The following is a 14,651-nucleotide window of genomic DNA, read 5'->3' as shown; positions in this document are numbered from 1 at the left end:
TAATTACTGTCCTCTAAAAAACAATACCGTACTCAATGTTTTTACGACGATATTAACATCTAAAAACAAACTTCTGTGTTTGATGTAATACAAGTCGTATCGAAGTTTCATCAAACTATCTTCTAAGTTAGAACCGTAAGGATAATTCACTTGTGCCCAACCTGTAAGTCCAGGTTTAATAACATGACGCGTTTGATACAAAGGAATAGAAGCAGCAATTTGATCTACAAAAACTGGTCGTTCTGGCCTTGGACCAATAATAGCCATTTCGCCTTTTAAAACATTAATAAATTGTGGTAATTCATCTAATCTTGTTTTGCGAAGAAATTTCCCGAAAGGAGTAATTCGACTATCATTGGTAGTAGCAAAAACAGCACCGTTTTGTTCGGCATTTTGCACCATCGTTCGCATTTTATAAATCGTAAAAGGAATACCATTTTTACCTACACGCTCTTGTGTATAAAAGAAACTTCCTTTATTTGCAAAAAGATTAATTATCCACAAAAGTGGTGCAATCAAAAAGAATCCCAACAACCCAACAACCGAAAAAACAAGATCAAAAAATCGTGTATAGTACATGTACAACTTGTTCTGATTACTTCTGCTAAATGGGAAAAACTTATACAATTCTCTATCTTCAAAATGAATTGGCAAACGATAGGTACTATGTTCATAAACCTGATTATATTTTCTAATAACGATTCCATTCTCTAATAATCGCAAAAGTTTATTATATAAATCAACCGAAGTTAATTTATTTTTAATGTTTGCAACTACTATTTCAGAAACATATTGCAAACGTATAAACTCATCTAATTCTTCTGCAGTAATTCGTTCAACATCTGTCGCATTTGGATTTTCATCAACAGCAATATATCCCACAACTTTATAATGCGGATTAAATTTCGCTAATTCGGTGACTAAACTATCTACATCTTTACTACTTCCCACAAAAAGCACTTTCTTCATAAAACGATTTGACGCCAAGAAAACAATATAAAAATAGCGCCAAACAAACAATGAAATTAAAATAGAAAAGAAAAACAAGATAATTTGCAAACGATTAGAAGGCAATACCGGCGTATAAAAAGGAGTTAACAAATAAAATAAAACCGTAACAGAAGTAGTAAGGATAATACTTTTAGAAATTTGAAAACGATTACTTGCGGTTTGCAAATTATACATTTCAAATATGGTTCCAAAGAAAACGATATAAAGTGCTAATACTATAGTCCAATAAAAACTGGTTTGCGAAACTCTGAAATAATCGAAATGGGTGTAATGACCAATTAGTGCTAATGTAAGCACCGGAAACACAACATCCATAACACGCAATAAGATTTTGCGTTCAGAAATTTCAAAATGTATTTTTTGGGAGGCACTCATTTTCTCTTAATTCTAATGCAAAGTAACGAATTTAAAGGAAACCAAGAAATCATCTTTAATTTTTTATTGAAATTGGAATATTAAATTTTAAACATTATTCCAATTTCTCCAATCTGTGTTCCAAAAAACTTGAAACGTGAAACCTGAAACTTGAAACAAAAAACACTCCCAATCACCTCAAAACCTGCTTCCACCCCTCTTTAACTACATTCCAATCCATTTGAGCTATAAAAGTTCTCGCATTTGAAGTTAGTTCTTTTGTTTTCCCCTGGTTTTCTAGCAAATAACAAATAGAATTTGTCATGGCAACTACATCATTATCGTTAACCAATAAAGCATTTTCGTTATCTGTAAGTAAATAAGGAATTCCGCCTACATTAGTACTCACAACTGGCAGACCTAAAGCCATCGCTTCCATTACACTAATGGGTGTGTTATCAAAATGAGTGGTGTTAATAAAAATATCGTGTTCTGAGGCTAATTCCCACCAATCTTCTTTAGACAATTGCCCGGTAAAAGTAACCGAAATGCCTAATGAATCAGCAAATGCTTTAGTCGTTTGCAAACTCCCATCTTTATCAGGACCAACCATAGTTAACGTGGTATTTGGATATTTTCTTTGTAATTCAAATAACACTTTGATGGCCATTTCAGGATTATAAATGGATGCAAAAGCGCGAACCCAAAGTAGTTTTGGCGTTAATTTTTCTCTAGATTTGAACTCGTATTTATCTATTTCAATAGAATTAGGAATATGAATTACATTTTTAAAACCAACATTTTCAAACGCTTTTTTTAAATAACCAGATGGCGCTACGTTTTGATAGGCATTAGCAAACACCATTCGGCATAACTTGGGATTGTTTTTAAGCCGATTCGGTAAATCGCCTCCATGTAAAATAGGAATGTATTTTATGTTTAAAACTCGAGCCAACTGACTACAAACTAAGGCATACCAAAAAGCTTTAGTACTGTAAGTATCAATTAAAATATAAGAAACTTGTTTGCGATAGCAAATAACGGACCTCATCATATCCAACATACGCAATGAAAATGATTTTTTATCCGAGGCAAAATAAACGATAAAACCTTCCTGCTCTAGTTGAAGTCCTAAAGTTTCTATTGTAGTTTTATTAAAACCATGTTTACTTAATTGATTCCCTAGATACAGTAGTTTCATCGACAAATTGGACTTTTAAAAGTGATAAAGCATATATAAAAGCGGGTGCCGCTAAGCGCATGGCAGCGTGATTAATCGTGAGGAGCCAAAATAAATAAAAAGACAATATTAGAATATTATTACTATTACTTAGATATAAAAAAAATGGAGTAATAAACAAAATTAATAAACAAAAAACACCAAACATACCTTGTTCTGCTAACATTCGCGAAAGCTCATTATGAGAAGCCGCTTGAATTCCTGTCATCATCTCCCTATATTCCTTATTTTTACCCACACCCACACCCATAATAGGGTTTTCCCAAAACATTTTCAATTCAGACTCAATAAGTGTTTCTCTTCCAGTTAGTTTACTAACTTTCTCTCTCCCTTTAGCATCTTGATTTGCATAACGCTTATCAATCAATCCACCAGTTTGTATAGAACTATATACCCAAATAAAACCACCCATTAGAAAAACAGCAGCAACAACAAAAATCAATTTTATTTGACCTTTATTATTCATTTTAAAATATGACAATACTAGCAAAAAAAATATCATTACAACACCTGTTATCATTCCGCCTCTTGAAAAAGTTACAATTCCGCGATAAGCTATTAACGAGGTAATTATTAAATTAATAACCTGTATTTTTTTTGTCGTAGAATTAAAAATTGTATTAAAAAAAAAGACAAATGTACCTAAACCTAAAATTGTTGCCATTTGATTAGGCCCAAAACCACCAGATGTCTCAAAATTAGAATAAGTACCTACTACTACATCTTTAACCGAGGGTGTATATAAAAAAAGGTAAGTTGTAATTGATATTATTGGATAACCTAATGATTTTAATAATATCTTAACTTGATCAAATGTAATTTTTCTATCAAAACAATACAAAGATGCTATTCCTAAAGTAACTGGACCTGAAATATTAAACGCAATTGCTTTTCTGATATTTGTATCAAAGTTTAGTTGGCTAATTCCATAAACAATCCCTGGTACTAAAAGCAGTAAAAATATCCAATATGGAAATGAGAATTTTGAGATACCCGAATAAAATATTCCTAAAACCATTAACAACAATACATTGTATTTAGCATACTCATTTATAAACATCCCATCTGTCATCCTAAGCAATACCTCTGCACCTACAATATAGGCTGAAACAAAGAGCACTTCATTATTTTTATTTCTTCTTGAAATCACATAGCGATAACCTACTAATATAATTCCAATAGCAAATAGTTTAGATAGTGACGGTACTAAATAGACCGCCAATCCAATGAATAAATGGATAATTACAAATTTTATATATTGTGAGGTTTCACTCTTCATAAATGTTTTTGATAAGCCGCTGTAATTTTTTGAATTACCTTTTCTGGAGCATAATTATTTTTAACAAAAGTATTCAAATTTTTAGCTAGAGCGGCATTTTTATGGGATTCATTTGCTATTTCAACAAAAGTTTTTGTTAGCATTCCTTCATTATTAGGCAGAATCAAATAACCAGTAGTATCGTTCTGAATAATAGCACTACAATAACCTACATCGGTACTGATGACCGTCAATCCAACCATTCCATATTCCAACAATGTTACGGGAAACCCTTCATAGCTGGAAACTAAAATTCCAAAATTAACTTGCTCCAAAATGGATTTTATATCAGTACAAGAACCATAAATAAAAACAGCTTCTTGCAAAGTATTGTGTTGGATAAAATTTTTTAATTCCTCTGAATAACTATCTTGCTTATCTTTTCCTATTAAATGTAAGGTCCAACCTTCATTAGCAATATTACTTGCCAAAAATGAGCGCAAGGCCAAGATATGATTTTTGGGATGATGAAGATTAGCTAAAAATACGATTCTCTTATCAGAAGTTCCTTTTAAAATGGTAACCGGTATTTCGTCTTTTGCATCTGAAGTGAAATTAGACAAAAACGCCACATCCTTCACCACTAATTTTTTTTGCGCCCAATCTTTTAGTACTTCATTAACGGTAAAAACGCCACTAAAAAAAACAGAAACAAAACGAAGTACAAAATAACCTTGTTGAGAGGTAACGCGATTCCCAAAATGATCGTGCCAAAAAATTTGAAGAGATGGCATGCTTAACTTTAGCAAAACCGCGAAAAAGTAAGAACTGCCGTGAGCATGAATGGTGTTAACATTATTTTTTTTGACAAAGATTCTTAAACTAAAAAGTGCTGCAAAGTCTATAGCCTGCTTTTTATTTAAAAAAGTGTATACTACTTTTTGATTGATAGTGTTTTTCAAACCACCTTCTTTTCGAGTTGCTACCAAGCCTGAAAAAGCTACCTCTTCAGCAAGTCCATTCGCAATAGTAACCGCCATACGCTCAGCACCGCCAGGCTCTAAACTATCAATTAATTGAAGGACGCGAATTTCTTTTGGAAAAGCCAATGCTACTTACTTATTAAGATTAAGATGTAAAAATAGAAAAAATCAAAGGAACAAGAACAAGTTTAAAAACAAAATCAAGGTAAACTCTATTTTTAAACACATAAGCACATTAGATTCACTTAGTTTGTCATGCTGCAAGCATCTCTTGAACAACACAGATTATTAAACACATAGACACATAGTTTTGCTTTGTGTTGATTAATTATTAGACGTTTCACTTGGCATAATTCACATTAGATGCTATACGAATAGTTTGTCATGCTGCCAAGCATCTCAAAGCATCTCTTAAACCAGGAAGGACATGAAATTTTACACAATCTTGTCATGCTGTCAAGCATCTCCTGTACAACCGATAACTTTATTAAAACACCTCCCTAACTCTCCTCTCTCCAAATCACCCTCTCAACAACTTCTTAATCTCTGCTTCAAACTTATCTGTTGTGAATTGTCTGGACCAAGATTGTCCTTCTGATGCCATTTTTTGATATAATTCTTGATTATTTACAACTGTTTCTATTTGACTTACATCTTGGTTTAAGTCTTCTTGTAAAACAACACCTCTACTTCCATTTCCCATCATATAGGAAACACAAGAAACGGGAGAAGCAATAGGTACACAACTCCAAAACATAGCTTCAGCCACAACTTTTGGCCAGCCCTCGCTTTTGGATGGTAAAATTAAAAAATGACTAGTTTGATAGGCTTCTAAAACATTTTCTTTAAATTGATTTCCTTTTAAAACCACTATGTGTTCTAATTTATTTTGGGTAATATAATGCTCTAATTCCTTTCTTAAAATACCTTCTCCATAAAGTTCAAGTGTAACATTTTTACCATTTTTAAATAACTCCTCAACTAATTGAATTGCATATAAAGGTTGCTTACCAGGTGAAAGTGTCCCTATAAACAGAAACTTGAATTGGTTTTCATTAGTTCTCGACTCCGCTCGAAGTGACAATGAGTTATAATCCTTTTTGTCAGACTGAGCGAAGTCGAAGTCGCTTTCTGTAGTGCTAGATTCCGATTGAAGTGACAACTTGTTCTGAATTCTGAATTCTGAATTCTGAATTTCACTTTCGCTATAAGTAGCAGTAAAAAAAGATTTAATATTCTTGGTGCTTCCTTCCCATTCCCCATATACTAAGACTTGCATATTTCGGGTTAAAAAAGTATTGGATAACACCCATTTTTGAAGACGGTAACTCCATGGTTGTTTACTTTTCGGGTCCCAATTTCCAGCATATTTAGCGGTTTTTTGTTTATGGGGAAAAAAGATTTGAACCAAACATGCTAACAAAGCAATATTTCCAGGACAACGTAAATGAATATGATCGGCCTGTCTCATCGCTTTGAAAATTTTTATCAAAGCCACAAAAGCAAAAGGAATGGCTTTCAATTTATTTGAAAATGAAGTGATATCAAATTCTTGAAGTTCGATAACATTATCAACTTCAAAAGAAATAGGCGCAATTAGAAGCTTTCTATCTTCTTTCCAAATAGGGCTGCAAAATTGTATCGTATCGGCATGTTTTGCCCACAATTGCATTTCCTTTTCATAGGGCGCATAAAGATAATTTTGAGCTTCTTTTTTTACTATGGGTGCTGAAGAAATTACTAACAATCTCATTTTAAATATAGCCCTCCGAACCTTTTTCAGACACTTTCACTGCTGGCACTCCTAACATTACGCTATTTGCTGTAACATTAGTATTGACTAGTGAACAAGCTCCAATTAATACGTCATCTTCTACTGTAATATTTCCTGCGATTACCACATTTGATCCGATATATACATTGTTTCCAATTTTTGGAACCCCTCTGTTTTCTCCTTTTCCCGATACTCCAATGGTCACACCTTGTGATATATTACAATTATTTCCAATAGTAGTTTTAGCATTTAAAATAATACCTCCAAAATGCCCTATATAGAACGAATGTCCTATTTGAGCTGAAGCAGGAATTGAAATACCAGTGGACATTTCAATTATTTTTTGCCAAATCAAACACAATAATTGCAACAATTGCTTTAAAATAGGAATCGGCATCTTGTGAACAGCATGCGCTACTCGATATTGAAAACTAGCCCAAAATCCTTGCGTAAAAAATAAGATGGTAATTAAGTTACCTCCATATTTTTTATATTTTTTGTAATCGAATGAAATTAGTATCAAAAAATTCATACTATAATTTATTATAAAATTCTATATTTTTTGCGACAATAGTTTTAATTTCAAATTGTTGTAAAACCGATAGTCTTCCTTTTTTTGCTATTTCATTGGCTTTTTGAGGATTACTTAAAACTTGAATAACCGTATTAGCAATTTCTTTTGGTTCGTGGGGACTGCATAACCAACCTGTTTCACCATCAGCAATCACTTCTGGACCTGGTCCTAATTTTGTAAAAATTACGGGTTTTTCCATAGCCATTGCTTCTGGTGCTACTAACCCTAAGGTTTCCATGTGAGATGGAAATACACACACAGTTGCTTTTGCATAGGCCGTTGGGATTTCATTATAAGAAACCGCACCATGAAAAATGATATCTTTAGAAATATCCCCTATTTTTGGTAATTCTATTTCTTCCAACATTTTAATATAGGAACTCCCGTCTGGAAATAACCAATCTCTTCCATACAAATTCAAAACTGCACTTGGAAATTTTTCTTTTACCAATGGAAAAGCTTGAATCAATTGACGAACTCCTTTCTTCTCACAAATAGTTCCAGCAAAAGTGATATTATTCACTTCAATTGCTATCTCTTGAGGTTGAAAATGCAAATCATTAATTGGGTAATAGATGATAGATATGGGTGCATTATGATAACTCAAATAGGTTGCAGTATGATTTTTAACATAATCAGAAACTGCGATAAATGCATCCGCTTTTTTAAACGTACGTTTTTCCTGAAACCCTTTCCAACCATTAATTCCTCTATTTTCGGCTTCAGCAAAAAAATGATGACCGCCATGTAACCGGACAACATATTTGACACCTTTAATTTTAGGTAAAAATGCAAATGATAATTCAGCACCTTCAACAATATCAATAGGGTTTTCTTTATGAATTGTGGCAATAGTTTTGGCAATGTTTTTTGAATTAAAATACCAAGCTAGTCCTTTAAAATTACTTTTTTGAATACGAATAATTGTAACACCATTACTAATTTCCGTTTCGTTTTTAGGAATGTAATTTATCCCAATAATCGTAACATTAATTCCTTTATTTACCAATTCTTCAGCTATAGTTTTTACAAAACTACCGATACCTCCATGTGGATGACCTTGTTTTGGGTATTCATTGGTTAAGTAACAAATATGCATTTTATTTATTTTTTTAAAAGTTCATCACTCATCTTAATAAAAAAAGTCTTCTTTGTGAAATAATCTTCCCACAATTTTCGATTCGATTTTTGTAGCGCAATAAAATCCGAAGGGGATAATGCCTCATGAAAACGAGCAAGAGTTTCACCTAATGAGGCAACATTTTCTGGTTCAACAAGCAAGCAATGTGCTCCCCAATTAATTTTATCTTCAAATGGAAATTGACAATCTGTATTGATGACTACTGGTATTCGCCCCATGGCAAGGGTTTCATACAAACGAACGGAAAAATTTCCTGTTCCTCGCATACAAAAAGTATAAGGGTTATCATAAATGTTTTGAAAAAACTCCATTGAAGTTTGCAAACGAGCTTCAGATGAAGTCACACCAGCACGGTATTTTTTTCGGTAAATAAAATGAGTAACTACAGCTTTACTACGAGCGAGAAAATTCAAATAAGTATAACGATAATAACTAGATGGATAAAAAGACTGGTAGTCAAAATAATGCTTTTTCAGCAGGCGTTGCAGCGAAAACCTAGCATAAATAAAAAACTCTTTGGCTAATTTTATTAAACTACCATTCGAATGCCCCACAAAACCAACTGCTGGTTTTACTTCTTTTGACAAATAACTTATTTCTTTTCCCAAAAACACATAAGGATCATTGATAAAAGGCGGCATAATATAGGTAGTCTGTACAAATTTTGACTTAAATCCCCCCAAGCGAATAGTAATACAATTGGGATGCGTTATGGTTTTCCCCACATCACTAGCCGAAAAAACCAATACTTTTTTATCTAATGATTCCGCTTGTTTAAAAATGCTATGAAAATAATCCGCATCATGCTTCAACAAATAATCAACCGTTAGTGGCAAGGCAATATAATCACAAGTTTCAAGATTGGCAAAGACATAATAATCATGCAAAGGGGACGTTTCATCATGCAACAACTCTAACAAAGGAAAAACATACCCCCAACTTGGAGCAGTTTTAATTTTATCTAGATCATTGTAGAGTTTTACTTTCATTGCGATTGCGTTAATTGAGTAGCTATTCTATTCGATGCTTGATCCAAAGGATGATGTACCACTTTTTGAAACCACAACTGCTTGTCTTTCCCCACTTCATCAGGTTTTAACAATGCCTTCTTTATTGAATCTACTATTTGTTCTTTACTATTTATCCAACCTACGGGATTTAATCCTTGCATTGATTTGAAATGCTGGAACTCGTAAGACATTTCTACTTTAAATACAGAATTAACAACAGGGTTGTAATTTAAATACAAACATGGTTTGTTAAAAATTGCAAAATCAAATACCATAGTACTCCCCAGATTAATTACTACATCACAATGTTTAACAGTATTTACGAGTAAAGCTATATCTTGGTAAGCAGGATAAATAGTCGCAAAAGACCCTACCAATTCATCTTCATTTCTCCAATCTGGATCAACTGAAAAAACAAATTCATCATATTTTTGAAGAACACTGTCAAATCTATTGGATTTATCAACTGGACATCTTCTAAAAAGAACCTGAGGTCTTTCTTTTTCCTCTATTTTTGATATTGCCTCACAAATATCTTCAAAATAATTTGCTTCGTAAGGTGAAGATAAGTCATTCCCAGAAAAACAAACCGTTTTTTTATTTAAATCTAATCCAAATTCAGTAAAAAAATCCTCTTTACTTTTTAAAAATTTCTCATCAAAATAAAACTCAAACTGAGGTGTGCCAACTATTTGAATACTTTCTTTATTTATTTCAGGGTAAAGTTGCGACAGCTCATCTTTCATAATCTCTGACCAAACCAAATATGTATTATACCTTGAAATTAATCGTGCTTTAGGCACATTATCCCATGAAAAAATAACAGTTGAAATAGGAATATTCCTTTTTTTTGCGGCTAATACAATTGGAGCACATAATGGGGAGCGTTGATGTAGATTTAAAATAGAATCTGGATTGAATTCTCTGAAATCTTCATCCATCTTCTTCAAAATAGCATCTTGACTAATCTCTCTATCATATAACTTTTCCATTTTTAGAATCAATTTGTAATTCCAAGAAAAAGCTGTCCCTAAAACTTCAGCTAATCTGTAAAGCAGCTTCTGTTTCAAGCTTTTTTGATTACGATTCCAAAAACCCATTATAGTGGGGTTCTTTAATTTTTTTGAATTATATAATAATCTAGCGTATGCTAAACTTTCTCTTAAAAGTCTTGCTACAGGTTTTTCAATAAAGTAAGGTATTGATTTTATTTCAGATAACTTTGGATGAACTTTCTTTACTTCTTCTAGGGCAGCATTTGAAATTTGTTGATACAACATTACCTCAACACCTTTAGCTTGTAATTCATTTATAAATTCTGAATACAAATAATTTCTCACCGCTACACCGTCTGGCACTATTAATAATAATCTCATCTGTTAATTTTATCTATGATTGAGGTATAAAATTGGGTCTATCTTGGTCACCATCTCCTTTGAAAATTAAAAAATCTTGTTCTGATGTGGTAAAATAATGTATCGTTGTGTTTTCATGAACAAATGGCTCAAAATAATTTGGAATGCAATTCAAATCAGCTTCTGTTTTTAATTTGAAACCTGCTTTTTCAATGGCGTCTAATTTGAATCCACCAGCATAAAAATCAACATATTCATAATCATTTTTGTGCATTATCTCTTGAATGGCATTTCCTGTTTCTGCTAATTGATTGTAATTCCCAATAAAATCAACAATTCTTAGCACTTTAACTCCATTATACCCAACCTCTCTTGCAATTAAAATCGATTTTATCTGCCCAAAATTATCATCGATACCAAAAACTTTATATTGATAAACAGGATGTTTGAAATAGCGCTTTTCTATGTACCAACCGTCTTTATATGGTAGTGAATTCGAAAAAGAAGCTATATCAAAATGGGCTTGTAAATCGGAAAAAGTTTTGAATTCCTTGAAAGAAACTTCGTTGTTTACTTTAAATTCTGAAATTTCTTTGGAAACAATTTTTGCTACTTTATACGTTTCTTTATCATTTAATCTATAATAATGATTCAATTTTCCGGTCTTAAAACGTAGAAATTGATATATAGGAATGGTCTTTGGGGCAATTCCACAAGAGGAAAAGATTTTGCATTCGGATTGTGTATGTAGGTATTCTAGAATCTTGATTCCTAACATAGGGTCATCTGTTTTGATTACTTTCCAAACGGAACCCCAAATACAACTATTTTGATAGGCTTCTGTGTTTTTTATAAAACCGCAAAGTCCTACAATTTTATTATCTGCAACATCAATCGCTAAGGCAAAATTAATACGTTCTCCACACTGGTATTCGTAGAGAAAAAAAGACTTATTTGTTGCCAATACATGACCTTCTTTCCAATTTTCATTGATGAAAGTCATAATAGCATCAACATCTTGTAATGTTGCAAAGCGTATGAGATGTTTATCTAACATTTGGAACTAATACAAGCTACAATAGCACCTACATTTTCCCAACCTTGAATTTCCATAGTCGTAAATCGAATACCGAAATGATTTTCGAAAGTTACTACTAATTGAATATGCGTTAAAGAATCCCAACCATCCACATCAGATGCTTTGGTTTCATCTGTTAAAACGATATCTTCGTTATCTAAAACATCAATAAAAATCGCATTAATTTCTTTTAAGATTTGTTCTCTTTCCATACTTATTGTTTCTTTATAAAAGCAGCATACATTACTGGAACTTTGAATTTTGCTGCTTGCTTCTCTGTTATTTTTTCAGAAATTACAATTCTTTCTTCAATGATTTCAAAACCCGCTTGATTTAACATATCTCTAATTTCAGTTTCATTGTGAAACAAATAAATATGATCAATCATTGGTGCATTAATAGGAGTTGTAATATAACAGACTCCATGCTTATTTAACAGCTGATTGATTTTATTCAATAAATTCAATGGTTCTTCTACATGCTCTAACACCTCACCCATGGTGATAAAATCATAGGTTTCACTTTCTCTAAAATCAAAAATATTTTTTAGAAAATAGTTTACTTTGGTCGTATTAATAATACCTTCTGCTAAATCTAATGAACTTTGACTAATATCAACCAAATCAAATTTTTCGATATCGGTTAGCAAATTTACGGCTTCGTTCATATACAAACCGTGTCCGCCACCAATTTCTAAATATTTTTTTCCGCCTTTAGCATATTTATTGATGTTTTCAATAAAAAACAAAATGCGCTCATATTGATCAAACCAGAGAAATTGAGCAAAAACCAAACCATGCATGTGATATGTCATGATTTCGGTATTACCATAGATTCTTTTTTCTACATCATCAAAAGAACTATTAGAATATTTTCCTTCTCTAATGAATTTGAATCGCTCTTCCAACATATCTTCAATCATATGAAGATAACAATCAACACCAAAATCGATTGATTTTTGATTGCGTTCTAGGTATTCATTGTATTTATTGAAAAAAGAATTGGCTAAGTTTTCATAAGCATCATTATAGCCTTCCAAATGAGCCACTAATTTTTCGTAATGCTTTGGATTTTTTGCTTTAATCTTATCTAATATAACCTTTAAAATGGTGCTCATAAATTAATCTTGTAACTTCAAGGTGATGTAATTTGTTCTTTCTATATATGCTTTCAATGATAATGACCATAAATCATTCTCTTGCACAAACCCTAAGTTTTGATAATGATCTTTAACAATTTCGTTTTTTGGAGTTGGGATATATTCACCTAAAATACGTTTGAAACCATTCGTTTCTGCATACGCTGTTAAAGTATTCAACATAAAGTTTTCCATTCCACGTTTTAAAACACGACAACTCATGAACCAAGACTCAATGAACAAATCCGTTTCACTATTCTTCTTTAAAACAACAACCGCTATTAAACCATTATCCCCAAATTTATCTTCAAGGGTAAAAGCAAAAGTAACATAATCATTGGATTTTGCAAGATTTTCGATATCCGATTCGGTATAACGAACAGTTCTTAAATTAAATTGATTAGATCGTTGCGATAATTGGGCAACCCTTGGAATATTAAATTTAGTAAAAGAAGCGACTACAGAAATCATATCCAAACTTTTCAAAAAATCATCTTCTTTTGTAAATTTCTGCTTCGTAACCACACGTTGTGCTTCTATTTGATACAATTTAGTACGTTCTTTATCTTCATCAGAAAAGGAATTGGTTTCAAATAAATTTAAAGTATATAAGTATTCTAAATATTCCGCTGGGTCTTCAGGTAATTCGGGAACCGTAATTCCTGATATATTTTCTCTAACTAAATTACGTTCGAAAGGATTATCATCGAGAAAAACCATCGAATCAAAACCAATATTTAAGATACGTTGAATTTCTCTAATATTATCCGCTTTATTTTCCCAATTGGCAATAAAAACAGAAATATCCTCTAGTCTTAAAACCATATCCGGATGCTTTTCAAAAGGCTCTTTTGCAATTGATTCGGTGTTTTTACTACACACCGCCACTATAATACCTCTGTTTTTTAGCTTTTTAATCCAATATTGAAATTCGGTAAATGCCTTTCCAATTCCTAAACTTCCAATTTGAATGTTTTCTATTCCATCATCTCCGATAATTCCGCCCCAAACTGTATTGTCTAAGTCGAGAATAACACATTTTTTCAACTTTCCGTTCAAAACTTTTAATATATCAACCGTTTTTTGAGCTACTAATGGTAAAACATTTAAACTTAAAACCATTTCCGTACTGATATAAACCGAAGTATGAAAAAAGTTTGCTTTTCCCACTTGATTTTGAATTGTAGCTACATCGCAAACATAAAAATTTGTATTGCGATTTGCTATATTCATCAACTCGAAATTTAACTTTCGGAGTTGGTATAAAAATGAAGTTTCTGTTTTAGTGGCATAACTTCCAAACACGGCATCATCGATTTCATTGTAGTTATAATAGATGATTTTAGCCGTTGAATTTGCAGAAACTGTTGATACAATAGCTTCAATATTTTCAATTTCTCTCGTTGCTAAACTTGATTGTTGTTCGACTTTAAGTTTGTTGTATTTATTTAGTAATTTATGAGACGACAAAAAAAGGATAATTACATCAGGATGAAAAGCATACATTTCTGAATCAGTATTAAATACCTGCATTTCAATTTGGTTAAAATCGGCTTCCCAAATTTCCAAATCTAATGTTGCGTCAAATCCTTCCCCTCGAATTGCCTGAGCCAAAAACTGAGTGGAAGTATCTCCTAACAAGGCTACTTTTAAAGACTTAAATCCTGAAAAATCTTTTTTTAAATTTTTCCTCAATTGAGAAAAATCCTTCATATTGCTATTTTAATAATGTAAC

13 protein-coding genes are annotated in these 14,651 nt (G+C 32.1%); all 13 read right to left on the bottom strand.

All coding sequences use genetic code 11. The features are described from left to right. Positions 1–3: 3 nt before the first annotated feature. The 13 genes from GFJ94_RS06855 to GFJ94_RS06795 all read right to left on the bottom strand — a co-directional run bounded on the left by GFJ94_RS06855 (position 4) and on the right by GFJ94_RS06795 (position 14,629). Complete coding sequence (locus tag GFJ94_RS06855) at positions 4–1,386, bottom strand: sugar transferase (RefSeq protein ID WP_153200813.1); 1,383 nt, start codon at positions 1,384–1,386, stop codon at positions 4–6. Between the two features lie 172 nt (positions 1,387–1,558). Then, positions 1,559–2,566 carry a glycosyltransferase family 4 protein gene (locus GFJ94_RS06850; RefSeq protein ID WP_153200812.1) on the bottom strand — a complete coding sequence of 336 codons (1,008 nt, stop codon included), beginning with the start codon at positions 2,564–2,566 and terminating at the stop codon, positions 1,559–1,561. Next, positions 2,532–3,884: an O-antigen ligase gene (locus GFJ94_RS06845; RefSeq protein WP_153200811.1), complete on the bottom strand. Its 1,353-nt coding sequence runs from the start codon at positions 3,882–3,884 to the stop codon at positions 2,532–2,534. The genes GFJ94_RS06850 and GFJ94_RS06845 overlap by 35 nt, the downstream gene beginning before the upstream one ends. Continuing rightward, positions 3,881–4,972 (bottom strand): glycosyltransferase, encoded by a 1,092-nt coding sequence (locus GFJ94_RS06840; RefSeq protein ID WP_153200810.1) that lies wholly within the window; start codon positions 4,970–4,972, stop codon positions 3,881–3,883. Before GFJ94_RS06840 ends, GFJ94_RS06845 begins: the two co-directional genes overlap by 4 nt. Positions 4,973–5,366: 394 nt before the next feature. Beyond that, positions 5,367–6,599 carry a glycosyltransferase family 4 protein gene (locus tag GFJ94_RS06835; RefSeq protein WP_153200809.1) on the bottom strand — a complete coding sequence of 411 codons (1,233 nt, stop codon included), beginning with the start codon at positions 6,597–6,599 and terminating at the stop codon, positions 5,367–5,369. A 1-nt stretch (position 6,600) separates the two neighbouring features. Further along, entirely contained in the window at positions 6,601–7,152 is a 552-nt protein-coding gene (locus tag GFJ94_RS06830; RefSeq protein ID WP_153200808.1) for a serine O-acetyltransferase, read from the bottom strand. Between the two features lies 1 nt (position 7,153). Next, positions 7,154–8,293 (bottom strand): glycosyltransferase family 4 protein, encoded by a 1,140-nt coding sequence (locus GFJ94_RS06825; RefSeq protein WP_153200807.1) that lies wholly within the window; start codon positions 8,291–8,293, stop codon positions 7,154–7,156. Positions 8,294–8,298: 5 nt separating this feature from the next. Next, entirely contained in the window at positions 8,299–9,324 is a 1,026-nt protein-coding gene (locus tag GFJ94_RS06820) for an exostosin family protein (protein ID WP_153200806.1), read from the bottom strand. After that, complete coding sequence (locus GFJ94_RS06815; protein ID WP_153200805.1) at positions 9,321–10,721, bottom strand: hypothetical protein; 1,401 nt, start codon at positions 10,719–10,721, stop codon at positions 9,321–9,323. Before GFJ94_RS06815 ends, GFJ94_RS06820 begins: the two co-directional genes overlap by 4 nt. 13 nt (positions 10,722–10,734) lie before the next feature. Next, positions 10,735–11,757 (bottom strand): hypothetical protein, encoded by a 1,023-nt coding sequence (locus GFJ94_RS06810; RefSeq protein WP_153200804.1) that lies wholly within the window; start codon positions 11,755–11,757, stop codon positions 10,735–10,737. Beyond that, a complete protein-coding gene (locus GFJ94_RS06805) occupies positions 11,751–11,990 on the bottom strand; it encodes an acyl carrier protein (protein WP_153200803.1) in 240 nt (79 codons plus the stop codon). The genes GFJ94_RS06810 and GFJ94_RS06805 overlap by 7 nt, the downstream gene beginning before the upstream one ends. 2 nt (positions 11,991–11,992) lie before the next feature. Then, complete coding sequence (locus GFJ94_RS06800; RefSeq protein ID WP_153200802.1) at positions 11,993–12,895, bottom strand: class I SAM-dependent methyltransferase; 903 nt, start codon at positions 12,893–12,895, stop codon at positions 11,993–11,995. A 3-nt stretch (positions 12,896–12,898) separates the two neighbouring features. After that, positions 12,899–14,629 (bottom strand): HAD family hydrolase, encoded by a 1,731-nt coding sequence (locus tag GFJ94_RS06795; RefSeq protein ID WP_153200801.1) that lies wholly within the window; start codon positions 14,627–14,629, stop codon positions 12,899–12,901. Positions 14,630–14,651 lie beyond the last annotated feature (22 nt).

The organism is Flavobacterium sp. LMO8, assembly GCF_009495755.1.
In the GTDB taxonomy this organism is placed as follows: domain Bacteria; phylum Bacteroidota; class Bacteroidia; order Flavobacteriales; family Flavobacteriaceae; genus Flavobacterium.
This window is presented reverse-complemented; position numbering and strand designations above follow the sequence as displayed.

Coding starts and splice junctions, on each gene's coding strand:
- GFJ94_RS06850 (WP_153200812.1), bottom strand. CDS start 2,566: ATGAAACTACTGTATCTAGGGAATCAATTAAGTAAACATGGTTTTAAT.
- GFJ94_RS06810 (WP_153200804.1), bottom strand. CDS start 11,757: ATGTTAGATAAACATCTCATACGCTTTGCAACATTACAAGATGTTGAT.
- GFJ94_RS06820 (WP_153200806.1), bottom strand. CDS start 9,324: ATGAAAGTAAAACTCTACAATGATCTAGATAAAATTAAAACTGCTCCA.
- GFJ94_RS06845 (WP_153200811.1), bottom strand. CDS start 3,884: ATGAAGAGTGAAACCTCACAATATATAAAATTTGTAATTATCCATTTA.
- GFJ94_RS06830 (WP_153200808.1), bottom strand. CDS start 7,152: ATGAATTTTTTGATACTAATTTCATTCGATTACAAAAAATATAAAAAA.
- GFJ94_RS06815 (WP_153200805.1), bottom strand. CDS start 10,721: ATGAGATTATTATTAATAGTGCCAGACGGTGTAGCGGTGAGAAATTAT.
- GFJ94_RS06805 (WP_153200803.1), bottom strand. CDS start 11,990: ATGGAAAGAGAACAAATCTTAAAAGAAATTAATGCGATTTTTATTGAT.
- GFJ94_RS06835 (WP_153200809.1), bottom strand. CDS start 6,599: ATGAGATTGTTAGTAATTTCTTCAGCACCCATAGTAAAAAAAGAAGCT.
- GFJ94_RS06795 (WP_153200801.1), bottom strand. CDS start 14,629: ATGAAGGATTTTTCTCAATTGAGGAAAAATTTAAAAAAAGATTTTTCA.
- GFJ94_RS06855 (WP_153200813.1), bottom strand. CDS start 1,386: ATGAGTGCCTCCCAAAAAATACATTTTGAAATTTCTGAACGCAAAATC.
- GFJ94_RS06825 (WP_153200807.1), bottom strand. CDS start 8,293: ATGCATATTTGTTACTTAACCAATGAATACCCAAAACAAGGTCATCCA.
- GFJ94_RS06800 (WP_153200802.1), bottom strand. CDS start 12,895: ATGAGCACCATTTTAAAGGTTATATTAGATAAGATTAAAGCAAAAAAT.